The 23,297-nt window shown below is 30.6% G+C and carries 29 protein-coding genes; 28 read left to right on the forward strand and 1 reads right to left on the reverse strand.

Annotation, left to right across the window (positions count from 1 at the left end; all coding sequences use genetic code 11):
* From QZV12_RS11485 to QZV12_RS11580, 20 genes are all read left to right on the forward strand, one after another.
* A partial coding sequence (locus QZV12_RS11485; RefSeq protein WP_295621970.1) for a hypothetical protein occupies positions 1–205 on the forward strand: 205 nt, incomplete at its 5' end.
* Positions 190–462: a hypothetical protein gene (locus tag QZV12_RS11490; protein WP_295621972.1), complete on the forward strand. Its 273-nt coding sequence runs from the start codon at positions 190–192 to the stop codon at positions 460–462. The genes QZV12_RS11485 and QZV12_RS11490, both read left to right, overlap by 16 nt.
* On the forward strand, positions 455–589 hold the full coding sequence (locus QZV12_RS11495) for a hypothetical protein (RefSeq protein WP_295621975.1): 135 nt from the start codon (positions 455–457) through the stop codon (positions 587–589). The genes QZV12_RS11490 and QZV12_RS11495 overlap by 8 nt, the downstream gene beginning before the upstream one ends.
* A gap of 379 nt (positions 590–968) precedes the next feature.
* Positions 969–4,964, forward strand: coding sequence for a NosD domain-containing protein (locus tag QZV12_RS11500; RefSeq protein ID WP_295621977.1), 3,996 nt, complete (start codon positions 969–971; stop codon positions 4,962–4,964).
* 1,054 nt (positions 4,965–6,018) lie between these two features.
* On the forward strand, positions 6,019–7,023 hold the full coding sequence (locus tag QZV12_RS11505) for an energy-coupling factor transporter transmembrane component T (RefSeq protein ID WP_295621981.1): 1,005 nt from the start codon (positions 6,019–6,021) through the stop codon (positions 7,021–7,023).
* 31 nt (positions 7,024–7,054) lie between these two features.
* Entirely contained in the window at positions 7,055–8,899 is a 1,845-nt protein-coding gene (locus QZV12_RS11510; RefSeq protein WP_295621984.1) for an ABC transporter ATP-binding protein, read from the forward strand.
* Between the two features lie 217 nt (positions 8,900–9,116).
* Positions 9,117–9,821 (forward strand): ECF transporter S component, encoded by a 705-nt coding sequence (locus QZV12_RS11515; protein ID WP_295621987.1) that lies wholly within the window; start codon positions 9,117–9,119, stop codon positions 9,819–9,821.
* 225 nt (positions 9,822–10,046) lie between these two features.
* Entirely contained in the window at positions 10,047–10,283 is a 237-nt protein-coding gene (locus tag QZV12_RS11520) for an AbrB/MazE/SpoVT family DNA-binding domain-containing protein (RefSeq protein WP_295621990.1), read from the forward strand.
* Positions 10,280–10,594: a PIN domain-containing protein gene (locus QZV12_RS11525; protein WP_295621993.1), complete on the forward strand. Its 315-nt coding sequence runs from the start codon at positions 10,280–10,282 to the stop codon at positions 10,592–10,594. The genes QZV12_RS11520 and QZV12_RS11525 overlap by 4 nt, the downstream gene beginning before the upstream one ends.
* Before the next feature lie 321 nt (positions 10,595–10,915).
* The gene (locus QZV12_RS11530; RefSeq protein WP_295621996.1) at positions 10,916–12,052 is read left to right on the forward strand and encodes an adenosylcobinamide amidohydrolase; all 1,137 of its coding nucleotides are present in this window, start codon (positions 10,916–10,918) and stop codon (positions 12,050–12,052) included.
* A 355-nt stretch (positions 12,053–12,407) separates the two neighbouring features.
* Complete coding sequence (locus tag QZV12_RS11535; protein WP_295622038.1) at positions 12,408–13,244, forward strand: ATP-binding cassette domain-containing protein; 837 nt, start codon at positions 12,408–12,410, stop codon at positions 13,242–13,244.
* A 321-nt stretch (positions 13,245–13,565) separates the two neighbouring features.
* The gene (locus tag QZV12_RS11540) at positions 13,566–14,762 is read left to right on the forward strand and encodes a type IV pilus biogenesis/stability protein PilW (protein WP_295621999.1); all 1,197 of its coding nucleotides are present in this window, start codon (positions 13,566–13,568) and stop codon (positions 14,760–14,762) included.
* Between the two features lie 355 nt (positions 14,763–15,117).
* A complete protein-coding gene (locus QZV12_RS11545; protein ID WP_295622002.1) occupies positions 15,118–16,263 on the forward strand; it encodes a site-specific integrase in 1,146 nt (381 codons plus the stop codon).
* Positions 16,250–16,408 carry a hypothetical protein gene (locus QZV12_RS11550; protein ID WP_295622004.1) on the forward strand — a complete coding sequence of 53 codons (159 nt, stop codon included), beginning with the start codon at positions 16,250–16,252 and terminating at the stop codon, positions 16,406–16,408. Before QZV12_RS11545 ends, QZV12_RS11550 begins: the two co-directional genes overlap by 14 nt.
* A gap of 5 nt (positions 16,409–16,413) precedes the next feature.
* Positions 16,414–16,683, forward strand: a complete 270-nt coding sequence (locus QZV12_RS11555; protein WP_295622006.1) for a hypothetical protein — start codon at positions 16,414–16,416, stop codon at positions 16,681–16,683.
* A complete protein-coding gene (locus QZV12_RS11560; protein ID WP_295622009.1) occupies positions 16,680–16,949 on the forward strand; it encodes a hypothetical protein in 270 nt (89 codons plus the stop codon). The genes QZV12_RS11555 and QZV12_RS11560 overlap by 4 nt, the downstream gene beginning before the upstream one ends.
* 421 nt (positions 16,950–17,370) lie before the next feature.
* On the forward strand, positions 17,371–17,712 hold the full coding sequence (locus QZV12_RS11565; RefSeq protein WP_295622012.1) for an ASCH domain-containing protein: 342 nt from the start codon (positions 17,371–17,373) through the stop codon (positions 17,710–17,712).
* A 272-nt stretch (positions 17,713–17,984) separates the two neighbouring features.
* On the forward strand, positions 17,985–18,155 hold the full coding sequence (locus tag QZV12_RS11570) for a hypothetical protein (RefSeq protein WP_295622015.1): 171 nt from the start codon (positions 17,985–17,987) through the stop codon (positions 18,153–18,155).
* 99 nt (positions 18,156–18,254) lie between these two features.
* A complete protein-coding gene (locus tag QZV12_RS11575) occupies positions 18,255–18,758 on the forward strand; it encodes a Panacea domain-containing protein (protein WP_295622018.1) in 504 nt (167 codons plus the stop codon).
* Entirely contained in the window at positions 18,748–19,155 is a 408-nt protein-coding gene (locus tag QZV12_RS11580) for a hypothetical protein (RefSeq protein WP_295622021.1), read from the forward strand. Before QZV12_RS11575 ends, QZV12_RS11580 begins: the two co-directional genes overlap by 11 nt.
* Positions 19,156–19,430: 275 nt before the next feature.
* On the opposite strand, the gene QZV12_RS11585 is transcribed toward QZV12_RS11580, so the two are convergent.
* Positions 19,431–19,601, reverse strand: a complete 171-nt coding sequence (locus tag QZV12_RS11585) for a hypothetical protein (protein WP_295622023.1) — start codon at positions 19,599–19,601, stop codon at positions 19,431–19,433.
* A 420-nt stretch (positions 19,602–20,021) separates the two neighbouring features.
* On the opposite strand from QZV12_RS11585, the gene QZV12_RS11590 reads away from it, so the two are divergent.
* The 8 genes from QZV12_RS11590 to QZV12_RS11625 form a co-directional block, all read left to right on the forward strand.
* Positions 20,022–20,213: a hypothetical protein gene (locus QZV12_RS11590; RefSeq protein ID WP_295622024.1), complete on the forward strand. Its 192-nt coding sequence runs from the start codon at positions 20,022–20,024 to the stop codon at positions 20,211–20,213.
* On the forward strand, positions 20,206–20,379 hold the full coding sequence (locus tag QZV12_RS11595; protein ID WP_295605798.1) for a hypothetical protein: 174 nt from the start codon (positions 20,206–20,208) through the stop codon (positions 20,377–20,379). Before QZV12_RS11590 ends, QZV12_RS11595 begins: the two co-directional genes overlap by 8 nt.
* A gap of 2 nt (positions 20,380–20,381) precedes the next feature.
* Positions 20,382–20,825, forward strand: coding sequence for a hypothetical protein (locus QZV12_RS11600; RefSeq protein ID WP_295622026.1), 444 nt, complete (start codon positions 20,382–20,384; stop codon positions 20,823–20,825).
* Positions 20,826–21,803, forward strand: coding sequence for a hypothetical protein (locus QZV12_RS11605; RefSeq protein ID WP_295622028.1), 978 nt, complete (start codon positions 20,826–20,828; stop codon positions 21,801–21,803).
* Positions 21,800–22,096: a hypothetical protein gene (locus QZV12_RS11610; protein ID WP_295622030.1), complete on the forward strand. Its 297-nt coding sequence runs from the start codon at positions 21,800–21,802 to the stop codon at positions 22,094–22,096. Before QZV12_RS11605 ends, QZV12_RS11610 begins: the two co-directional genes overlap by 4 nt.
* The gene (locus QZV12_RS11615) at positions 22,089–22,535 is read left to right on the forward strand and encodes a hypothetical protein (RefSeq protein WP_295622032.1); all 447 of its coding nucleotides are present in this window, start codon (positions 22,089–22,091) and stop codon (positions 22,533–22,535) included. The genes QZV12_RS11610 and QZV12_RS11615 overlap by 8 nt, the downstream gene beginning before the upstream one ends.
* 214 nt (positions 22,536–22,749) lie before the next feature.
* Entirely contained in the window at positions 22,750–22,905 is a 156-nt protein-coding gene (locus tag QZV12_RS11620; protein ID WP_295622034.1) for a hypothetical protein, read from the forward strand.
* Positions 22,902–23,297, forward strand: a 396-nt coding sequence (locus QZV12_RS11625) for an HNH endonuclease (RefSeq protein ID WP_295622036.1), incomplete at its 3' end; no start/stop codon positions are given. The genes QZV12_RS11620 and QZV12_RS11625, both read left to right, overlap by 4 nt.

Below are 23,297 nucleotides of genomic sequence, written 5' to 3' on the forward strand. Positions count from 1 at the left end.
TAATTCTGCAGGAGATTATGGCGGTGCGATACATGCCGCAAATGTCTATATAAATAAAGGACAAGGTAAACAATCAATTAACACATTCTTTAGAAATAACAAGGCAGGAGATAACGATGGTGGTGCAATCTTTGTTCGTTATAATGTGCCGCTAAAAATGCAGAATTCCGTGAAAACCGAGCTAATGATATGGGTGGAGCAATAGGCGCTGGACGTACTCAACTTTCAGGTTATGTGGATATTGATAATTGTATATTTGAAAGCAATAAAGCAAATGGGGCTACATTCATTAATTGTAACGGTGGAGCAATTTATTGTTTAGGTTATGTGGTTATTAAGAATTGTACCTTAAAAAATAATTATGCATATGATTATGGTGGTGCAGTATATGCGGAGTACATTCTTGTGAATTATAATACATCCTCTAAGTCTATTGATATTCTTTATTGGCAATGTGGCTAAAGACAACAATGGCGTTGCTCTTTACGCTAAAGAAGATGTGTATGTATCAAATGCTATGTTTGATGGAAATAAAGCAGATAAGAATGATAATATTTACGCCAAAGGAGAAATCTATAAGGATGATTAAGAAAAAATATGAAAATGAGATATTATGTTCTAAATTTAATGAAATTCATTTTTTTTAAAATCCACAAGCCTTCATTAAAAGATATTTGATAAAATATCTTTTAATTTATTTTTTATGATTTCAGTGGTTTTTATTTTTGTTTTTTCTCTTTTTTAATTTATTTTTTATGATTTTAGCGGTTTTTATTTTTGTTTTTTCTCTTTTTTAATTTATTTTTTATGATTTTAGCGGTTTTTATTTTTGTTTTTTCTCTTTTCAATCCAATTTTAATTTTTATTTAATAAAATTAATTAAAATTTACTTTTTTTCAATTATTTTGGATAGTTTTATATATCATGTAATAAATAAGTTAACTTATAGGAACTTGAATGGAGGTGATGTGACGAATTTAAAGAAATTACCCTCCCTTCTTGCTTTAATATTGATATTATTCTTATCTTTGAGTGTAGTTAGTGCAAGTGAAAGCATCATGGATGTTGCTGACACATCAGATAGTATAATTGATAATCAATTAAGCAGTTCAGATTCCAATAATGATTTAACAGGTAATTTAGATGATTCAAATCTTGGAAATTATTTAAATAGGTCTGATTTGAAAAATCCTGATTCCAATGTGAGCATAGAATCAAATTCTAGCCTTCAAGATCCGGATGCTTCAAATTCAGGGGAATCAGTTGTTTCCAAATTAAATAATAAGCAGGATTTTGATGATGTGATTACTGATGATGGCTTAGATGAACCTGATAAAATCATTAGCTCTTTGCTTTCTAAAGGTGAAGAGATAATGCTTTCAGATTCAGAACCAATCATTATAGACAGTACAAGCTATACAAAATACTTTGACAACAATGGCTTATTGAAACCTGGTACTCTCCAAGATGGAGATACTATAATGATCATAGACATTTCAGACAAGGTATTTACAATCAATAAAAGGTTAAACATCATATCTGATGGAAGCCTATTGTCTAATGTATTGATTCGCCTTATAGAAGGAAGTTCCAGTTCATTCTTAAATAACCTTTATATTGTAAATACAAAGGAAAAGCCAAGCCGTTCAAATTATTATCTATCTGGAATAAGCATCATAAATTCAGAAAACAACACTATTGCAAACTCTATCATTAATGTTAGTCTTCATAAGTGTTTTGCTATTATGATGTCAAATGCAAATTACAATAAGATTGTCAACAATACCCTCATATCTGGATTAAGCTCAACTATACCAATGACTGCATCTTCCTATAATGAAATCAGAAACAACCATATTGAGTCTGAATATGCCAATATGGTTTACCAATCCGTTTATGGAAATGGGGATTTCATGCCTATAGATGGAGGAGTATGCAGTGGAAATATTATAGCAAACAATTACCTAAAAAGTAGAAACGGCACATACAATTCTTATTGTTATGCAATTTATCTTATGCAATCAGTGAGCGGTTCAGGTGCAGTTATAGCAAATAACACCTTGGAAAATGTATTTCATGCAATCATTGTCGAATCTCCAGATGCTTTGATATACAACAATACCATATCAAAAGTCGGGGGACCTGCAGCAATTGTTGTAAGTGGAGACAATGTTACAATATCAAGCAATAACATATCCACTCAATACACTGAGCCTGATGATCCAAATGTTCAGAATTGGAATCAGGAAGGTCATGTATTGCCAATACAAAACAGTGGAAAAAACAATTTGATAGTTAACAATACATTAAGGTCAATCGGTTCCGATTCAATTGTAAATACTGGAACTGATCTTGTTATTGCAAACAATTCAATCTACACTGAATCTGCAAATTGCATAAACAATACAAAATCCAATCTTGTCGTTGAAAACAATACAATGATTGGTGTGAATTCAACAGCAGTGATGATAGTCACTTCAAAGCTTGCTGAAAACATAACCATAAGAAATAACGATATTTCTACTGACAAAACATCTATTGTGCTTAGGGGAAACGTTAGCTATGCATTGGTTTGTGAAAACAGAATCAATGTTTCAGAAGACTGTGATGCCATTTCCATATTGAAATATACCAATAGGAATCCAATCACTCCAAGTCATTATGCAATCTACAATAACACAATCAATAATGTTATTGAGAATATGACTGACCCTTCTGAAATCGATAGAAACGATACCGATAACGGAACTGATGGCAATGGTACTGACGGTAACGGTACTGATGGCAACGGAACCGATGATAACGGTACTTTCAGTGATGATAAGATCAATACAACAATCAGCATAGTGGATATTGACGTTTATCAAGGTAGTTATTTTGATATTTTCCTAAAGGATGATGATGGAAATCCAATCAGTGGTGCTAAAGTTATCTTCCATTTCTATAAGAACAATTATACAGCATTCACTGATTCTGATGGTAAGACAAGGCTGTTATTTACAACTTATGTTGGCAATTATACAATGAATATTACTTATGCAGGAAATGATACATACAACCCAACCAATATTACAACTGAAGTAAATGTCTTAAGGCATCAATTCATTGTTACAGAGGATAATTTCTACACATGCTTTGACAAGGATGGTTATCTTAAAGGAGAATATGCAAATTATGATTTGATATTTAAGGGAAGTTTTAAGGATAAGAGAATTATCCTAATCGCTCCAGTTAATCTCATATCACAAGGAGCTAAATTATTGGATTCTGTCATTAAGGTTGAATCTGATGATGTCACTGTTGAAGGATTTACAATCGTCAACAGAAATCCTGGAAATGTAAAGGATAACCATAGGTTTGCAATATTGCTTGATAATGTTAAGAGAGTCACTATACGCAACAACAATATTCAATTGAACAGTTTCGACAATGGTTATGGAATATATATTTCAGAATCAGCAAACAACAGAATATTGAACAATAGCGTTAAGGTAAAGGCTGAAGGCTTGGCATTTGCTGTAATGCTTTATGACTCTAAAAACAATACAATCAGAAGCAATGACATTTTTGTTAATGGTACAAGCAAACCTCATCTTTATGACAGTTCAATAAAGGTCGACAGTTCAATCAGTGTAGATGACCCTGAGGCAGTGGGCATGGATATTCCGGAAGTTTACAAGACTTATGGAATAATTACATTCTATTCATCTTCAAATGATATTGGATATAATAAGATAAAGGCTACATCTGGCGTTACAAAATATTACACAGCCATTAAGGAATCAACAAACTCTATTGTAGGAATTGACCTGTATTATGAAAGCAACAACAATAAGGTTCATCATAATAATGTTAATGTCACTGCAAAAGACCCTTACCTTTATGGTTTAGGTGTTTTAGGTGCTGAAACCGGTCATAGAGACCAGGTAGCTGCAAATAACAGCTTCACAGACAATAGGGTCTATGTAAGCGGAACCTATTATGCAGCAGGCTTTATTGCAGGATATAACTCAATCAACACTATAGTGGCAAGAAACAGAATAGTATGCAATGCAAACAATGTTTCCTATGGTGCAATATTGGAAGGTGCTGATTACACAAAATTCTATAATAACAATGTAACATGCAATGCTCGAGTGAATTACCTTATAGAAGGATATGATGCTGACAACAGCAAGATCTATGGAAACCATATCACTTATGGTAAAAATGCATTGGTTGTCAGAGCTGTAGCATTATATCATTCCAACAATAATTATGTAGGAAAGAATGAGGTTCCTTCATTAAAGCCATTGATTTCTAGAATTGTCAAGGAAATCAATAGAATATGGAAGCTAAAGCATCCTGGTTCCAAAGTGGTCTTTACTGAAAAGGACATCATATATGGTGGTCCTAATTCTCCTATGGTTGTGAGAAAAAACGGAAAAGACTATAATATCATGGATTTGCTTGATTATGAACCAACAAGTCACGCAGATGTCATTTCTCCAGTAAATCAAATATTTGATGATATTGGTGGAGAAAACAATACATTTGAGAATAATGATATTGTAAATCCAAGCAATGGCGGTTCCAGTGGCGGAAGAGGTTCAGGTTCTGGAGGATCTAAATCTGGAAGTGGATCTCACAATGGCGGAAGTGCTTCTGGTGATAATAATTCCAATAGCAATTCAAATGGCAATGGTGATGGAAACACCAATTCTGGCGAGTATTCTGATGTAAATGGAACTAGTGTAAATTCAAATTCAACTATGGTTGATAGAAATACTGTTGGTACAAGTTCATCAGCTCCTGTGACTCAGTCAGCAACTGCCTATAATTTGAATGCAGATGAAGACCCAGCTGCAGCTGCTCGTTCATTATCTTTAGGTGGAATGAATGCTCCTGTATTGATTATAATATTATTATTGATATTTGCCTGTGCAGCAGAACTTATAAAACGTTCTAAGAGGGACTTAAAATAGAACAATTAAATTCCAGTTTCATGTTGTTTTATGACATAAAACTGGATAAAATTTCTTTTTTTTAGATATTTTTATTTAATATTATTTTTTTCGAATTGATTTTTAATATTTCGATGCTTTTTTTATAAACAAAGATTTTTTCTATTTTTATGTTTTTTTTAAGATAATGTTGCATTGCTTTTTTTAATTTATTAAGGGTTTTTCTATTTTTATGTTTTTTTTTTATATAATGTTGCATTGCTTTTTTTTTTAATTTATTGAGGTTTTTTCTATTTTTATGTTTTTCTAAGAATTTTTAGTATTACTTTAATCTATTCTTTTTAACATGTTCAGAGGTTCAATATAAACTGAATTAAGAAATCTTTTAACATTTAAACTATTTTTAACAAGTTTTTTTTAATATTTTAAATCTTTCAATAACAAGTTTTATTAATAACATATAACATAAATATTCACAATCAATTATAATTTATATTTTATAAAATATATTTTATAAGTATAAATTGTGTTGAGGACTATACTTTAGGACTAAGTTTGGGGGCATAAATTCATTATTTAAATTTGCTAGATTATAGAATAGTGATTTTGCTTGTTTAATTTCTTTCTAAAGTATAGTATTCTATTTAATTTTCTTTTTCTCCATTATTATTTGTTTTTTAATTGTTTTGCTCATTTTTTATTCTATAAATCAAATTTATTTTATTTTTTATAAAGAAACCTTTATATAGAATTAGAAATTAAATATTTAATTAATTATTTCTAAATAATTCAAAATAAAGTTGAAAAATCTTAATTATTGGATATGATTAAGATTAAAATTGTTTCATTATTGAAATTGTTTTATTATTAAAATTGATAATTATTGAAATTGTTTTATTGTTGAAATTGTTTTATTATTAAAATTTATAATTATTGAAATTGTTTTATTGTTGAAATTGTTTTATTATTAAAATCAATAATCATTAAAATTATTTTATAATTGAAATTGGCAATTAATGAATTTGAAATCAATAAATCTATTGTAAATTAATATGCAAATTTGGGAGATCTGTTTATGGAACTAACATCTATTCATCCAGGAGTTTATTTACTTTACTATTTTATAATGGTTCTCTTTGCATTCATTTTCAGTGATCCTTATTTTGTACTGACTTTTTTAGCTCTCTTGCTAATTTTGATAGCTCTTCAAGGAGTAAGTTCTGAGCTAAAGAACATAATGAAGTTTTTTATCCCACTAAGCATACTGATAATTATTTTAAATCCATTGCTTAATAGGACTGGCGCTCATAAGATTTTCCTTTGGAATAATTTTTTCATAACTTTTGAAGCTATAGCATATGGTATTTTGATGGCCCTTGCTCTGCTTATTGTCATTTTGGTGTTTTCATCTTACAATAAGTCTGTTTCCTATCAAGAGATGCTTTACATATTCTCTAAAAAGTTGCCTATCATTTCCATGATAATCATAATGGCATTAAGGTTTATTCCATTAATCAATTCAAGAGCTATTGAAGTGCAGAAATTGAATAATCTAAAGAATAATGGTATTGACTTTAGCGATGAGGATGAATGCAATGCTTCAGATGATATTGCTATTGATTCAAATAAAATGGATTCAGATGAATTCAACTCAAATATCAATACAGATTATGATTCCAAGTTGGTCAATAAGCTTAAATCCAATAAAAGAACAGCTTCAATAATCAAAGAAGCAAAGAATCTTGGAAAAATAATGGGAATAACAGTTTCATGGTCTTTGGAAGAGTCTATGTTTACCGCTAAAAGCATGAAGGCAAGAGGTTACACTGCTACTAATCGTACAAGCTATTTGTCCTACAAATTTGGAAATGCAGATTATTTCTTTTTAGCAGTTATTATAATTACAGTAGCTATTATAATGGTTGGATTGATAAAAGGAGTTGGAATGATTAACATTTGTCCATCTATTGACTTTTCATTCAGCAATTTGCCTTTCAATATTTATTATTTGGCATTTATAATATTTTTATTACCTTTAATTTACTTAGAAATCAAGGAGCGTATCTTATGGAGAAATTAAGAATGTCTTCTATTCTTAATGGAGGAATTTTATGGCATTGATTGAATTCAACAACTTTAGCTTTTCATATCTCAATTCAGATGGAACTGTCTCACAGGCTAAATCATTGGATAATATCAATCTTGAAATCAATTATGGCGATTTTGTATTGCTCTGCGGTCCATCTGGCTGTGGTAAAACAACATTGCTCACTAATCTAAAGAAGGAATTAATGCCTGCTGGAAGAAGAACCGGTGAAATCAAGTTTAACGGAGTCAAAATAGAAGAGCTTGATGACATTTCATCTGCCTGTGACATAGGATACCTGTTCCAGAATCCTGACAGTCAGATAGTGACAGATACTGTTATTCAGGAAATTGCATTTCCACTTGAAAACATAGGCATTCCAACAGAAGAAATCAGAAACAGAATAAGTGAAATAGTTGCTTTCTTTGGTATCAATGACATACTTCACAAGAATGTGAATGAACTCTCTGGAGGTCAAAAGCAGTTGGTAAACCTTTGTTCATTGCTTGTTTTAAGACCTCAAGTTCTCCTTCTTGATGAGCCAATGTCACAGTTGGATCCTATTGCGTCCTATGAATTTCTGTCAATAATCAGAAGATTGAATGAGGAATTTTCCATAACTGTTGTAATGAGCGAACATAAGGCAGACAGCATCTTTCCATTTATCGATAATGTCATATTCATTAAGGATGGAAAAATAGAGTTTGATGACAATGCCCATAATATCTGCAGTGATGTGATTGATGATGATATATTTGAAAATTATCTTCCTGCTGTAACTAAAATCTATAACTCACTTTCTGTCAAGTATCCAAGTTTAAGTAAATTGAATACTCCTTTAAGCATTCGTGAAGGAAGACGATGTCTTAATGAAATCCATGATGACTTAATTAAAATAAATGATGGTGGTGATGTTTCCAATAATTTAAGTTCTGCTAATCTACTACATCACATTAATAAAAAATACCATTCTCAAGAAAAAACAGGTATTTTAGATAGGATTTCATTTGGAAAAAACAAGGATGCATTGATAAGGATGAAGGGCATCTACTTTGCTTATGAAAAGGGAAATCTGATATTGAAGAATGTTGATTTTGACTTAAACAAAGGAGAATTTGTAAGCTTGATAGGTGGAAATGGAGTTGGAAAATCAACTTTCCTCCAATTGCTTGTAGGGATATTGAAGCCTATTAAAGGTAATGTCAAGTATAAGAAAGGAATAAATTTAGCTTATGTTCATCAGAATCCTATGATTCACTTCTCCAAAGACAATGTGAAGGAAGAGTTTTTGGAATCAATCATTGAATCCAATTTATTAAATAGAAATAATGTAGATGATTTTAATAAGGAAAGCTATGAAATGCTATTGAAAATGTCTAATGAGGAATTCATTGAATCAGATATTTTAAATGGATTGGAATTTGATAACATCAAATTCAAATTTAAGGATTTGATTGAATTCTTTGACATTTGCGACTTGATTGACAAGCATCCCTATGACTGCAGTGGTGGAGAGCAGCAAAAGATAGTTATTGTCAAGGCATTGCTTCAAAATGCTGATGTATTGATTTTGGATGAGCCTACAAAGGGTTTGGATCCAATATCAAGCAAAAATCTTGCAGATATCTTAAATTCCCTTAGAGATAATGGATTGACAATTCTCATGACAAGCCATGACTTGGATTTTGTTGCAAACAATTGTAAGAGGTGCTTGATGATGTTTGATAAGAATATTCAAATTGATGATGATCCTAAGGTAATATTTGCTGAGAATAACTTCTACACCACATTTGTAAATAGGATGGTGAAGGAATATGTTCCGGAAATTGTTACTTTAGATGATTTAAAAGATAAATGGAGTTTAGAGTGATAATATAGTAATAGTTTAGTTTATGATTTTTCTATTAAATTATGTTTATTTTAATTAAATTATGTTTATTTTAATTAAATTATGTTTATTTTAATTAAATTATGATTATTTAATTAAATTATGTTTATTTTAATTGAATTAATATTTTAATAAGCTAGTAATTTAATTAAACTAATTTTAATTAATTTTTATTATTTTATATTTTTAAGGTGTTATAATGAGTGGTTTAGATCAAATGTTAACAAATATGACAGTAAGTTCAAATGGTGTAGTGGATAGTCCTATATTTTCCATTACCATGATTATTTTTATAATCATATTTCTTGCAGGACTTATTTATGCGATATTCAAGATGTATGAACAGAAAAAGCCTCCAGTTGAATCAATTGTATTGATTGCTGTATTGACAGCTCTTGCAACTGTTGGCCGTATACTTCTTATGTCAATTCCTGCAGTAAACTTGGCATCATTTATTATAATTATGGTAGGTGTTGTATTCGGCAAGGAAGAAGGTTTCTTGGTAGGTGCGTTAACTGCATTGGTTTCTGGATTTTTCATGGGAATGGGATATTGGGTTCTCTTCCAGATGCTTGCATGGGGACTTATGGGAGCAAGTGCAGGTTGGCTTGCTTCAAGATTTGACAATGTTGGATTCAGAATCGTATTCGGATTGCTATGGGGATTCTTCTACGGTTGGATTACAGACATTTCTGCAATTTTCTACTCTAGAACCGCATTGGAAATCACACCAATTATTGCATTATACTTAAATGGTGTAAGCTATGACTTAACCCATGGTGTAACCAATGCTGTGCTTTTAGTTGTATTGTACGATTGGTTTAAAAAGATGTTTACCAGAGCAAAAGTCAAGTACCTATCTGGAAATTCATCTCCAGGCGAAGGTATTAGTCTTTCAGACTGATACTATTTTTTTCTTTTTTTATGATTTTTAGCTAATTCTTTTTTTCTTTTTTTCTTTTTTTCATTTTCATTGATTTTCAGCTAATTTTTTTTTCTCTATTTTTCAGTGTTTTTTTATCTTATTTTTATTTTCATTAAATTCTATTTTAAATTCATATTTTAAATTTATATTTTAATAGGTAAAGTTTATAAATACCTTTTATAATATATTTTAATAGGTGATACTATGGTCAATGTAGGCACAACTAAAATATATAAGAATAATCAAACTACCATACCCTCTAAAATCAGAAAGGAATTTAACATTACAGAGGATACTATCATTGACTGGGAATTAAACTCTGATAAGACAATTACTTTAACTTTCAAATCAAAAAAATCTTCTATAATGGATTTAGTTGCTTTAGGAAAATCTAAAGAAAGAACAAATGCTGTAGAATTGAAAAGAGGTTTGTATAAATGAAATATTTCATAGATTCTTCATATATAATTGCTTTAGTCAATGAGAATGATTCTCTCCATGAAAAATCCTTGGAATATTTGAATCTCATTGAAGAAAATGAATGTTATATTAGCAATTTGATTTTGAATGAAGTAATTACAGTTATTGGAAATAAGATAGATTTAAAAACTGCAATTTCAACATTTAATTTATTATATGATATTTTCTTGATAATTGATGAATATGAAGACAAGGACTTTAATTATAATAATATGTTGATTTATGAAAAATATCAGACTAAATTAAGCTTCACTGATTGCAGCATAATTTAAATATGCATAATCATAATATTGAAAATCTTATAAGTTTTGATAATGAGTTTAAAAAAGTTGAAGATATTAATTTATTAAATTAAACTCAATTAAATAAAATTCCTTAAATTAAATTCATTAAATAAAATTTTTTTATATTGATTTTTTCAAATCATTCAAATAGCATTGACTAAACGGATATCATTATTTAAATACTATTTTTTATAAACTATTATTATATACTTAAAATTTTTTTATTATTTTTTTCAGTGTTTTTAAATATTTTTAATATTTTTAAGTATTTTAAATATTTTTTATTTTCAAAAAGTTGAGGAATCTAAAATGTCAATTTATGAAAACAATCAAGAATTTGAATTATTGCTTAAAACAAGTGATGGTGATGAAATATTAAAGAACATTGACACCGTACTTGTTAAGTTTGGTCCAAAAAGGAATGGAATAGTCACTTCTTGGTTAAATGGAGGATACAGTGAGGATTTATCTGCCATATTCAATCACCAATTGTCTCAGGAAAACATTGATAAGTATGGTGATGGAGGCATTTTGGATTTTCTGGAAGATTTGTCCTCTGAGTTTTATGAGAACCTTGATTTAAGAAATGATAAATTAAGTGGGCTTATAACTTCTGCAAATATGGAACATTATTCCATTGCTTGTGAAAGCTTTAGGGATATTGAAGTTGTGGCAATTACAACTGCTGGAGCTAGAGTCAATGCAGTCTCTGCAGGTGATGTGGCTTCCTATTATGAAATCAATGCCAATTATGAGTATGATTTTGAAGATGATGATGGTGATATTGATGATGCTTGTGATGGTGGACAAAATCCCAATAAGCCTGGAACTATCAACACAATACTCTTAATCAATACAAAATTAGATGAAAGTTCCCTTCTTTTGGCAGAAATGATAGCTGTAGAGGCAAAAGCAGTTGCACTTAGGGAATTGATGGTTTCAAGCAATTACTCAAATGAGGTGGCAACTGGGACAGGAACTGATGGAATAGCTATTTTCTCAAATATGGAAAGTGAAAACTTTACTGATAATGTCAGCAAGCATGCAAAAATAGGTGAATTGATTGCTAAAGCGGTGATTGATTCTGTAAAGGATGCTTTAGCTAAATTGCAATGGCTGACTCCAAGCTATCAATTGGATGCTCTTGTTAGATTAGACAGATTCAAATACAATTTAGATGATTTCTATAGCAATTATCTAAAAATAGATGATGAAGAAGAGAAAAAGGAATTCATTATTTCCCTTTTGAAAGTTTCTAAAAATCCTGCACTTGTTGGGAATGTTTCCTTAATCATTCATCTTTTGGATCAATATAGAGTTGGATTGTTAAGTAAAAAAACAGTTTTGAATGTTTCTCGCTCTATTTTGGATAATCAATTTGATAGAGATGAGTGGCAATCCATGAAACTGCTTTTGGAGTATGTGATTAAGACCCAATTGGGATGAGATTAATTAAAATTAGCTTTAACATATTTTAATTTGTTTCTAGTTTTAATCTGCCTTTTTTAAACAGCTATTTTTTTAATATTTATCATTAATTTTTAATAGTTGTTTTTTTGACATTTCTTATTAATTTTCAATAGCTATTTTTTTTAACATTTCTCATAAATTTTTAATAGCTGTTTTTTTTTTTAAAATTTTCTATTCATTATTTTAAAATTATTCTATTCTGCTTGAATTAAATTCAAATAATTTTTAAAAAAAGTATTACTATTTTTAGGATTTTTGGTGTTTTTTTATTACTTTTTAAAGATTTATATGCTTTATTTTATAAACTATTTAACTAGTTGGAGATATTTGTATTTTAGAAGCAAGAGATATAGTTTACGAGTATCCAGATGGAACACGTGCACTTAATAATATTAATTTTAAGGTAAAGAAAGGGGAAATGGTTGCTCTTTTAGGAAGAAATGGAGCAGGAAAATCAACACTATTTTTGCATTTCAATGGAATTCATATTCCAAAATCAGGTGAAGTTTACATCGACGGGGAGAAATTGGAATATGACAAGGAAAGCCTTATGAAGGCTCGTCAAAAAATAGGTATTGTTTTCCAAAACCCCGATAATCAATTATTTGCTCCAACTGTAGAAGAAGATGTGGCTTTTGGACCAATGAACCTTGGATTGCCTATTGAAGAAGTGGAAAAAAGAGTAAAGGACTCTCTTGAAAAGGTCGGAATGCCTGGATTTGAAAAGAAATCTCCACACCATTTAAGTGGAGGACAAAAGAAAAGGGTGGCAATTGCAGGTATTTTGGCTATGAAACCTGAGCTAATGATTCTTGATGAACCAACCTCTGGCCTTGATCCTAAAGGCGCTTCATATATTCTTCAATTATTGTATGATTTGAATCAAGAAGGTATGACTATTGTCATTTCAACTCATGATGTTGATTTGGTTCCAGTATATTCAAGTGAAATCCATTTGATTAGCGATGGGGAAATCATTGCTGAAGGAAGCCCTGAAGAAGTATTTTCTCAAGTGGAAACAATTAGAAAGGCTGATTTGCGTCTTCCAAGAATGGCACATCTTGCTGAGATTTTAGAAAAGAGGAATAATATTGATTTTAATGGAGATTATCCTTTAACAATAGGTCAAGCACGTGCAAGAATTCTTGATTTGCTTAATGAAAAATAATTTTTTATTTTTCTTTTTTACTTATTTGTTCTACTTTTTTTGGGTTTATTTTTTTTATTATCAACATTTTAAAAAAACTTTTTTTTATTTTTCTCATTTTTGTGCAATTGGGATTAATTTTTTTTTTTATTTTTCTCATTTTTGTGCAATTGGGATTAATTTTTTTTTATTTTTCTCATTTTTGTGTAATCTAGTTAATTTTTTTATTTTTACTCCTTTTTGTGCAAACTCATTTTATAGCTATTTCAATTATAAAATATTTTAAATATGATAGTCAATATAAATTCAAATAGGATTTTATGAAATTTTGTGATGATTTAAATGACTGAAGAGATTATAAACCAAATAAAAAGGAATTTAAGCGGTAATCCTGATTTAGATAGGGATTATTTGGTCTCACAATTGGAATTCTATAAGAATCATGAATCCAGTTATGAAATCATAAAGGAAATTTCTAAAATGATTTGGCAATCTTTAGACTTTTATCAGAATCAATTTGAATCAGATACTAATAAAACAGACATTTCACTTATTCTTGAGGAAGTGATTCCCCTTATAGAAGAAAATGATAATCAAATTGCACTTCAAAAATTAGACAATTTTATGGAACGTTTTTCAGATAAATATGAGAATAAAGAGCTTCATAAGGAAAGCGATTTTAAATCAAACAGATCCATTAGAGAAATACAATATATGAAATATGAGGAAAATAAGCTTTACAGAAGTCCAAAATCATATGTAACATATCCAAAAAAGAAAGAAAAGCGAGTAAATTGGCGCAAGGAAGTGAAAATCAATAAATTGGATATGGTGGAAAATGATTCTATTGTTGAAAAGGAGTATCATAGCTTTTCAAATCCAATTGAAGAAGTATTATTTTATCAATATGTTGGATTAAAGAAAGAATTGGAATATATTCCATTCAATGAACCTATATTTGGCTTATACTATATTTACGGATGCTTGCTTTTAGATGATGACCAGTATGAAAAGGCTGAGGAATACTTGCTTAAGGCACTTAGAATCAATCATGTTTCATCAAAAACTATTTTAGAACTTGCTGATATTTATAAATCAAAAACACGTACTTATAATAGGTTCTTTTTGATGAATGCAGATGCATTGAAGTATGCATATTCAAATGAAGATATAGCCAAAGCATATAGAAACTTCGGCTTCTTTTATGTTGAGGAAAATCAATTGGATGTTGCTGCAGTATTTTACGATTACAGCTTGAACTTTGACTTTAATAAGAAAGCACTTGTGGAATTGGAATATTTAAAATCCAGAGGAATAAATATTGAAATAGATGATGAGAAAGCAAGAGATGTTATTGAATCTAAAAATATTCAATTAGGTGTCAATCCATTTATTTTAGACACTTTAAGGTTAATCAGTGCCGATTTGGAAAATAGGAATTATTACAGTGGGGCTTTATATTTCTATAGGGTTTTGTATGACTTAACAAAGGATAATTCCATTTTAGGAAAGATAAATTCTCTTCAAAACAAGATTTGATTATTTGATTGAAATAGATTATTATTAAATTATTTTTAATTTAAAAAAATATGATTAATAAAATATAATCAGTTTAATAAAAATATGATTATTTTCAGTTTAATAAAATATAATCAGTTTAATAAAAATAAATTTTTTTTTTAATTTAATAAAATATGATTAGTTTATTTTCTATAAATTTTGATTTACTTTATATATGACTCATCATATAATCCTTCTACTTTTTTTAAAATAGTATATATGGCCTAAAAATAGTGTTACTGATTACTTTTCAAATGCTCTTAGGTAACCTAAACACTATACCAAACCATATATAATAATATATGAAATTGCACAAAATAAGGGGAATGTAATAATGAGTCCAGAAGATGCGTTAATCCTTGAAGACTTTGTCACAGTTAGGAACATACAGCCACAAACAGTATACAACTACAGGCAAAGCATCAAAAACTACACAAAAAGCCAAGGATTAACACTAAAACAACTATTGGAAGAAGCAGAACAAGAAGAAGAGGAACGAATAAGACTAAAAAATCGAACACTCAAAAAAAGACTAATCAGTCATAGAAACTACCTAATCAACGAAAAAGGCTGCTCCAGTTCCACAATACAAAAACAGATGGGACAATTGAAAACCATATACAATCATTACGAGATAGAAATACCAAAGCTGCCAAAATTCAATGACCGAAATGTCAAGCATATAGAGGAAATCTATTATGATGATCTGCCAACAAAAGACATCATAAAGGAAGCCATAAGGGTAAGCAACCCATTGATGACTGCAATAATACTTTTCATATGTTCTAGTGGCTGTGCACGTAAGGAAGTCACCAACTTAACAATACAGGACTTCATAACAGCTACTGAAGAATACCATAACAGCACAGACATACACGATGTAATCAATGATTTGAAAAAGCAAAGTGACATTGTGCCTATTTTTAAATTAAAACGTGACAAAACAAACAAATATTACTATACTTTCTGTTCTCCTGAAGCGGTAACAGCTATTTTATCATATCTTGAATCACGTACAGATAAGATGACTGGTGATAGTCAATTGTTCAAGGTTCATATTGCATATTTGACTCGGAAGTTCACTGAATTGAATGAGACTGTAGGTGGTTACAAGAAGGGGGTTTATGGTTTGATTCGTCCTCATATGTTCAGGAAGTTCCACGCCAGTAACTTGGCTCGTGGGGAGAATGGTTTGACAGTTGAGGAAATTGATAGTTTGCAAGGAAGGAGCAAGAATATTGTTCATAATTCTTATTTCTTTGATGACCCAAAGGAATTAAGGAAAAAATATATCCTGAATATAGATAAGGTCTTGATTAATACTGAAGTTGATACTTTAACTGTTGACACTCCAGAGGTTGCAGCCATCAAGAAACGCAATGAGGAATTGGAAAACAATATTGATCGTATTGTGGAGGATAAGTTGCGTGGCAAGATTGAGAAGATATTATGGGAGAGTGGTTATTTTGACAAAAGATAGTTGTTGGGATTGCATTGGATTATTTGAGGATTATTATCCGACAAGTCATCCTAAGACTTTTCTTTATGGCTGTTTTATGATGTTGGATGATATGAATGCACTTACTACTGAGGAGTTAATTAAGAAATGTCCACATAAGAAGTGATTATTATGACTGAAATTGATTTATTGAAATTTCAACTTGAAGAGGCGCGAAAAGCATTTGACAAATTACATAAAAAACATATTGAATTGTTAAAAGAACAAGGACTTTTAGAAAAAGAGAATGAGAGATTACGAACTAAATTAAATACTACTGCATTGGAATTGGTTAGTGAATGCATAAGTATGGGTAAAGCAGTTGAAATATCTGAAATGAGTTATAGAGAATTTTTAGATTATCGTGCAAAAAATGGAAAACCAATGGAGTTGCAATTATGAATGAAGAATTATCATGTTTCGAATGTAAACATTCTGATTGGAAATATCGAGATGATGTACCATTCCCACTAACAGAGTACCTAATCTGCAAGAAGGGTCATGAAAAAACCACTTATAATACTCCCTTTGTTGAACTTCCAGAATTTAGCTGTGAAGATTATAAACATAGCTATTTCATTAAAGAGTATTATGGGATGTGGTTTTATATTATCTCCTTTGGTTTGATGGGTTTAATTTTAGTTTTATCATTGATAGGGGGATGGTAGATAGTTAGTAAATGTTAGAATACTCTAAAAAATAAAAACCTTTACGGATAAAGAAAAAACGGATGTGATTTGTAGTTTTTTACATTTAATTTTCTTTTTAACCCACAGTTACAAATAGAGGGTATCCTTATAAAACAAGGATAATAATTTTGCATTCTTGTTTAAAGGTTAGATATGCTTGGATAATTCCTATAAATAATTGAAATAATCCAATCAGGATAATTATATCCATTATTTTTTATTTACCTCTTTATTTTAGGTTCAAAAGAATAAAAAATTTACTCTCCTGTTCCCCAAATTCAACATTCGTAAAACTTTCATAAAAAATGTTAGGTTTCTTATGAAAGAGTACTGTGTAGTATACTACAATATTTATTATGTTTCAAATAATTTATAAAAATAAGTAAAATGGTGAAAAGTTATGAAAAGATTAAAATTTTATGAAGAATATGTAAACAGCATTAAAGAAGGAATAAAGACCAGCACTATTCGCAGGCATTTCAACGGCAAAGTGGGGGACATAATGTCTGTTAATGTAAGTGCCCAACCTTTAAATTTGAAACCTTTTGGATTTATCAAAATAAAAGAAATCCAGTATATTAGGTTTGATGACATTGACAAAGCTATTGCAAGGACTGAAGGTTATTTGCATGAGGACATATTGAAGGAATCTTTGCTCGGGATTTATGATGATGATCTTGAAGATTCAACTTTATTGTATTATATATTGTTTGAGTTTAAGGAAGATGCTGATGAATTTTGATTTGGTGGTGAATTAAACAGTGTAGTAAAACTAGAGGTTAAATGTTGAACACGAAAAATGAAATCCTATGGGATTCATTTTTTAGTGGTGAACAATGTTTAACATTTTAAAGAAATAGTTAAACATTTGTTTTTCTTATTTAAATAGGATATTGGGCAAAAAAAGAAGATTTATATACAACCATTGCAAAAGTATAATTAGACAATGGGTTTGGTGCTTCCATAATAATGAAGCTAATTTTTTGCACTAAAAAAATAATTTTTTAAAAGGGGATGAAAAAAATTAAAACTAATAACTTAACAAATGAATTTATGAAATTCCTCATATCCCAAGGTAGCACAATAGTCCTGGACGATGGTACAAAAATAAATGAGGATAACATTGAAGATCTAGATAAAATTTTAGAAAAAGATAAATTAAGAATAGCCAAACTAAAATCATAAAATATAGATATATTAAAAATTATAACTATTATTATAATAGAACCTAGTTGTTAGAAAATTAAATAATTATTTGAGATGATATCAAAGAAGGTTACAGAAATGAAATTTAACAAAGAGAAATTTATAGCTGTCCTCTCTTACATTGTTAGCAGATGTGAAAATAAATCTAATGTAGGTAAAACTGTAATTTGCAAATTATTATATTTTTCTGATTTCAACTTTTATGAATTATATGAAAAAGCAATTACAAATGAAACCTATATTAAATTTGAAAGAGGACCTTTCCCAGACCATTTTAAGAGTATCACTGATGAAATGATAAATAAAGGAGATTTAATTATATCTAAACAACCATACCACGGGGATACTACTATACATAAATATTATCTTTCTAAAACTCCTGATTTATCTTTGATTAGCACTAAAGAATTATCAGTAATTAATGATGTGATTGATAAGCATGCTGATAAAAGTGCTGCTGAATTTAGTGACTATTCTCATGGGGATATGCCTTGGGCTATTGCTGATGATAATGATATATTGGATTATGAATATGTTTTCTATCGTGATCCCGAATATTCTGTGAGGGCTTATGACGACTGAATATACCATATTAACCCATAAAAAATTTGATAAGGAATTTGAAAAACTTAAATCTGAATGTGATAGTTTAGATGAAGATTTTTTTAGGTTAAAAAACACTATATTATTTGATTTAGAAAGAGGTAATCATAGATTAACTCATGATAGGTATAAGCAAATATCTGGTTTAGGGCCTAAAGTTAAGTTCCCAGTTTTCAAGGTTAAAAAGTTTCGTTGTAAAAGTATTCCTAAAGGCAACAGATCAGGTTTCAGATTCATATTTATATTATCCCGAAAACATAAGGTAATTTATTTTACTGAGGTTTATCATAAGAAGCATAATAAAAATAGGTTGGAGGATACTAATAGGATTAGACGGGTTTGTAGTGATATTGAGTATTATTTTGAATTAAAATAAAAAAATAGTTATTGGAGGTTAGTAAATTTAGTTTAAAATGAGTAAGTATATTATGTGAGGATTGTTGGTTTTTAAAATTAGTAGGTTTTGGTCGTTGGAGTCGTCGATTGGTGATAGAATGTTGCAGCATTTTATAACCAATCTCGTCCAAAGACTGGTTACAATTTAAAAATAGTACACATGAGACGTGATAATATTTTTTTCAAAGTAACCTAATACTATTTTTATATTAGGTTATTAATAAATATTTTCAATTTTACTATTTTTTAAAAAAGTTATTCTTTAGATACTATGATTTTTATTTCATTGTTTTCGACATCTACGGACCATTCCATGGTGTCTCCAGCTTCAACTTCTAGTATCTCTGCTACTTTTTTAGGCAACCCTACTTTTAATGCTTTTGATTTATTATTGGCATAATTAATTTTTGATTTAAATTTTAACATTATCATATCCTCCTATTTATTTTAGATATAATATTAAATATGTAGTTTAGTATATATAAATGTATTTACCATATATATATAAAAGTAGATACTTTTATATACTAGGACATACTAATAATTAAACAAGAGAGGTTTACTGTGTTGCAGCATATGTAAACTTTTCAAAAGCATGAGACGTGAGATATTTTTATGGAAATTGTAAACATAAACGGTGTAAAACACCTAAAAATCGGAGATTCCTATTACGATTCCGCAAACGCCGAACTCCTAATAAGAATCGGAGAAAACACTATCCAAGCCTATGAAAATACCTCACACTCCAAAAACAATGACGAGTGTGAGGTGACCATAGATGCCAAATGATAGTACTGCTTTTATACAAACACAAAACTCCCAAGAAGAGGATATGGGGGCATTGCTATGAACAAGGAAGAGTACGTTTGCAACAACCGCTCCCAAATCTACCACACAACCGAATGCCATTACGGCAGATGGATCCTAAGGGAAAACAAGGTAAATGTTGACTTCAGGCCAAGAGGATACGCTCCTTGCAGCCACTGCAAACCTGACCAGACACAATTCTCAATCAGGGGGGTGCTGACTTATGAATAAAAAAGAACCTGTAAGACTCTATAGGGCAGACCCAAGAGAATCAATCCTACAGAATGACTTGCTAATACGAATCAGTTTCACAACTCTCTTAATATTAGCTTTCATAATTTTTGTAATTGTATGCTTTTTGCTAGTGCCAGCAACTCACGGATTTTACTGGTGGTAAACATGGTTGCAAGTCTTGAAGAATTAAGGGAAAAATACCCTCCATATCCTTATGACATGAAAGTATTTAATGAATTCGTAACAACTTACAGGAATCCATTGATCCTATTGCGTGAAAAGGCAAGAGTAAACAATCATGAAAGATTATATGAGGCAGTCCAGCACCTATTCGAGGACTATTTCCAGTATACCCATGATAAAAGTTTGCTTAAACAAGTTAGTCTTGAAGTAACTTCAGATTATGATGAATACTTGTTAAGTAGCGTGGCAGAAGCAGCAAAGGAAGTAAGGGATTATTATGCTCCAATGTGGAAAGAAAGCCATGGAATACCTTTAGACCACACTGGATTACATTATAGTGCAGGTGTAATCCGTTGGGGTGATGCCTGTAGTGGGTGTAACCGCTTAGCAGATGACTTAAAAAATATTTTAGAGGGGGAAAAATAGATGAATTTACCAACAACAATTGAAAACAATGTCATTGATGTTGATCATGCTCTTAAAGAGTGGAGAGCATACCAAAGACTATGCAAAGAATTATTGGATGATTCTGATTACCAGGAATATGAAAGAACTGATAAGAAAACAGGGAAAACAATTACTAAAAGATTCCCTAAAAAGAGTGCATGGGCAAAGCTTGGCCGTGCTTTCAATGTGAAAACTGAAATAGTTGAAAAAGAATTCACATTAACCAAGACTGGTGCAACAAAAGAAGCTTATTATTGCATAAGGGCAACCTTGCCAAATGGCCGCACAGTCGAATCTGACGGCAGTTGCAGTAGAATAGAAAATGGTAAAAAGGAGGCTACAAGCCACACTATCAGAAGCACCGCAAAAACAAGGGCAACCAACAGGGCCATATCTGAATTGATTGGTGCTGGTGAGGTAAGTGCTGAAGAGTTGGATCCAAGCTTCAACAATTCTCAATATGATGATGTCATTGAAGCAGAAGTTGAAGAGATAATTGAACCCGCTTATGATACCAGTTTCAGCACTGCAAAGGAACTGAAAGAAAAAGAAAAAGCTGAAGCACAAGATGGTGAAGAGGACCAGGATAAAGTCTACAGGACCATCGGTGACGTCATTGCATATGCCACCCGCTTGAGCAAAAACAATGATTCTGGAAACATACTTAAAGTCATTAACAGGCTGCACGCTCCACTTGACTTGAAGCAAGGCGCTAGGGAGCAGTTGCTACAGAACAGCATCATGATCAACAAGTATGACACTAAATTGACATGTGCCCAAATCTTCAGCATCATAAAGCATAGGCTAGAATTGGAGGATTGTGAGAAAAAGCCTTCAATCGCAATGAAGGTGCTTAATGGTTACAATAAAAAAGGATTATGTGATGAGGAAACCTGCAAGAAAGTCGCTACATACATTATGGGCTTGAAACTCAATGACAAAGGGGAGTTCCTATGAGCTCCCCAGATATTATTCTTCTGGCCGAAAATGAGGAATATGCATTGTACCGAGTCAAGTCACATTCCAATCCGAACATTAGTTATGGTGTTGACATTGACAAGGTTGAAGGCACATGCATTTGTGACTGTCCAGATTTCATTTATAGAAAGCAGACTGAAAGATTTGGCGGTTCAAAGCTTGATGATGCAGATCATCAGTGCAAGCATTCTAAACAGGTGTTGGATGCTATAGAAAAGGGTGTTCCTATAAGACATATGCTTTCACTGGCGGAGGTGTTTATGGATGGCTAAAGTAAGAAAAAACATTACTCTTGATGAAGAACTTGTAGAATTAGCAGAGATTAACTTAACAATACCTTTGTCAACTTTTCTGAATAATGTTCTCATTGAACATTTTAAAACTTCCGATGAACTGGAAGAGGTGAAAAAAGAGATTAGACATCATGAAGCTTCTTTAAGTGTTTTACGTCCTAAGGAATGTAGGCTTGAACAGCAAAAGATGATTGAAATTAATAATCGTAATCTGTATTCTTCAGTTTATGAGACTTTAGTTAATATGCAGGAAGCCAACGGATGTATTGGTAAAAACCAATTAAGGCAGCTTGCTAATGTTAAAGAGTTGAATTTTGAGGGTTTATTAAAGTATTGTGAAGAGGAAGGGTTTAAAATTGTTGATTATTTCAATCCAGAACCACACTTTTTGAAAGGTAAATATCGTGGAATGTTTTAAGTTGAATTTCAAGTGTAAAAAATTTTTTTAGTGGTTTGAGTGTGTATTAGTGTGTATTATACACACTAGTGTGTATTGATACTTATAAAAATTTTTTCAGTATGAAATTTTTTTTTTATTATATTATTATATTATTATATTTTAAAAGAATTGTTTTATTATTATAGAAAGGTATAACGAAGTAAAAATAAATTTTTAGATTTGGTTGATAATTATGTCCTGGAAAGACAAGCAAGTTGGAATGTTTAAAGTTGAAAGGCAAAACAACAAACAATGCCCAATATTATTGAAAACTCCAATGTGGGATTATGGCCTATCTGTAGAGGATTTCAAGAAAGTTAGGGCAGAAATAAACAGGTTTGAAATATGATAAAGACAAAATTCGGAAACGCTTATAAGCGCAAGGATGGCTACTACCAGATTAGCTCTGGCATAAACCAAGGCAAACTATTGCATAGACTAGTGTACGAGGCAGAATTCGGCCCTATTCCCGATGGCTTTTGTGTGCACCACATCAACGGAGACAAAAATGACAATTCTCCAGGTAATTTAATGATCTTGTCAAAGTCACATCATCATAAATTACATTCTAGCGGCACTAACCATCCAAGATGGGACAATGGTCGAATCGACAAGGCTGGAGGAATAATATTCCTCAGTGCCGAAAAAAACAAAGGCCGTACCATGAGCAGCATAGCTGAAGAATTAGGATACACTCAAGCGGTTCCAGTACATCAGTACTTAAGAAACCGTAGTTTAACA

Origin of the sequence: uncultured Methanobrevibacter sp., assembly GCF_902769175.1 — an archaeon.
Taxonomy (GTDB): domain Archaea; phylum Methanobacteriota; class Methanobacteria; order Methanobacteriales; family Methanobacteriaceae; genus Methanobrevibacter.

Bases quoted from the DNA above. Each gene is read 5' to 3' on its own strand.
- QZV12_RS11490 (WP_295621972.1), top strand. From the start codon at position 190: ATGGGTGGAGCAATAGGCGCTGGACGTACTCAACTTTCAGGTTATGTG.
- QZV12_RS11505 (WP_295621981.1), top strand. From the start codon at position 6,019: ATGGAACTAACATCTATTCATCCAGGAGTTTATTTACTTTACTATTTT.
- QZV12_RS11510 (WP_295621984.1), top strand. From the start codon at position 7,055: ATGGCATTGATTGAATTCAACAACTTTAGCTTTTCATATCTCAATTCA.
- QZV12_RS11515 (WP_295621987.1), top strand. From the start codon at position 9,117: ATGAGTGGTTTAGATCAAATGTTAACAAATATGACAGTAAGTTCAAAT.
- QZV12_RS11520 (WP_295621990.1), top strand. From the start codon at position 10,047: ATGGTCAATGTAGGCACAACTAAAATATATAAGAATAATCAAACTACC.
- QZV12_RS11525 (WP_295621993.1), top strand. From the start codon at position 10,280: ATGAAATATTTCATAGATTCTTCATATATAATTGCTTTAGTCAATGAG.
- QZV12_RS11530 (WP_295621996.1), top strand. From the start codon at position 10,916: ATGTCAATTTATGAAAACAATCAAGAATTTGAATTATTGCTTAAAACA.
- QZV12_RS11540 (WP_295621999.1), top strand. From the start codon at position 13,566: ATGACTGAAGAGATTATAAACCAAATAAAAAGGAATTTAAGCGGTAAT.
- QZV12_RS11545 (WP_295622002.1), top strand. From the start codon at position 15,118: ATGAGTCCAGAAGATGCGTTAATCCTTGAAGACTTTGTCACAGTTAGG.
- QZV12_RS11555 (WP_295622006.1), top strand. From the start codon at position 16,414: ATGACTGAAATTGATTTATTGAAATTTCAACTTGAAGAGGCGCGAAAA.
- QZV12_RS11560 (WP_295622009.1), top strand. From the start codon at position 16,680: ATGAATGAAGAATTATCATGTTTCGAATGTAAACATTCTGATTGGAAA.
- QZV12_RS11565 (WP_295622012.1), top strand. From the start codon at position 17,371: ATGAAAAGATTAAAATTTTATGAAGAATATGTAAACAGCATTAAAGAA.
- QZV12_RS11570 (WP_295622015.1), top strand. From the start codon at position 17,985: ATGAAAAAAATTAAAACTAATAACTTAACAAATGAATTTATGAAATTC.
- QZV12_RS11575 (WP_295622018.1), top strand. From the start codon at position 18,255: ATGAAATTTAACAAAGAGAAATTTATAGCTGTCCTCTCTTACATTGTT.
- QZV12_RS11580 (WP_295622021.1), top strand. From the start codon at position 18,748: ATGACGACTGAATATACCATATTAACCCATAAAAAATTTGATAAGGAA.
- QZV12_RS11585 (WP_295622023.1), bottom strand. From the start codon at position 19,601: ATGTTAAAATTTAAATCAAAAATTAATTATGCCAATAATAAATCAAAA.
- QZV12_RS11590 (WP_295622024.1), top strand. From the start codon at position 20,022: ATGAACAAGGAAGAGTACGTTTGCAACAACCGCTCCCAAATCTACCAC.
- QZV12_RS11595 (WP_295605798.1), top strand. From the start codon at position 20,206: ATGAATAAAAAAGAACCTGTAAGACTCTATAGGGCAGACCCAAGAGAA.
- QZV12_RS11600 (WP_295622026.1), top strand. From the start codon at position 20,382: ATGGTTGCAAGTCTTGAAGAATTAAGGGAAAAATACCCTCCATATCCT.
- QZV12_RS11605 (WP_295622028.1), top strand. From the start codon at position 20,826: ATGAATTTACCAACAACAATTGAAAACAATGTCATTGATGTTGATCAT.
- QZV12_RS11610 (WP_295622030.1), top strand. From the start codon at position 21,800: ATGAGCTCCCCAGATATTATTCTTCTGGCCGAAAATGAGGAATATGCA.
- QZV12_RS11615 (WP_295622032.1), top strand. From the start codon at position 22,089: ATGGCTAAAGTAAGAAAAAACATTACTCTTGATGAAGAACTTGTAGAA.
- QZV12_RS11620 (WP_295622034.1), top strand. From the start codon at position 22,750: ATGTCCTGGAAAGACAAGCAAGTTGGAATGTTTAAAGTTGAAAGGCAA.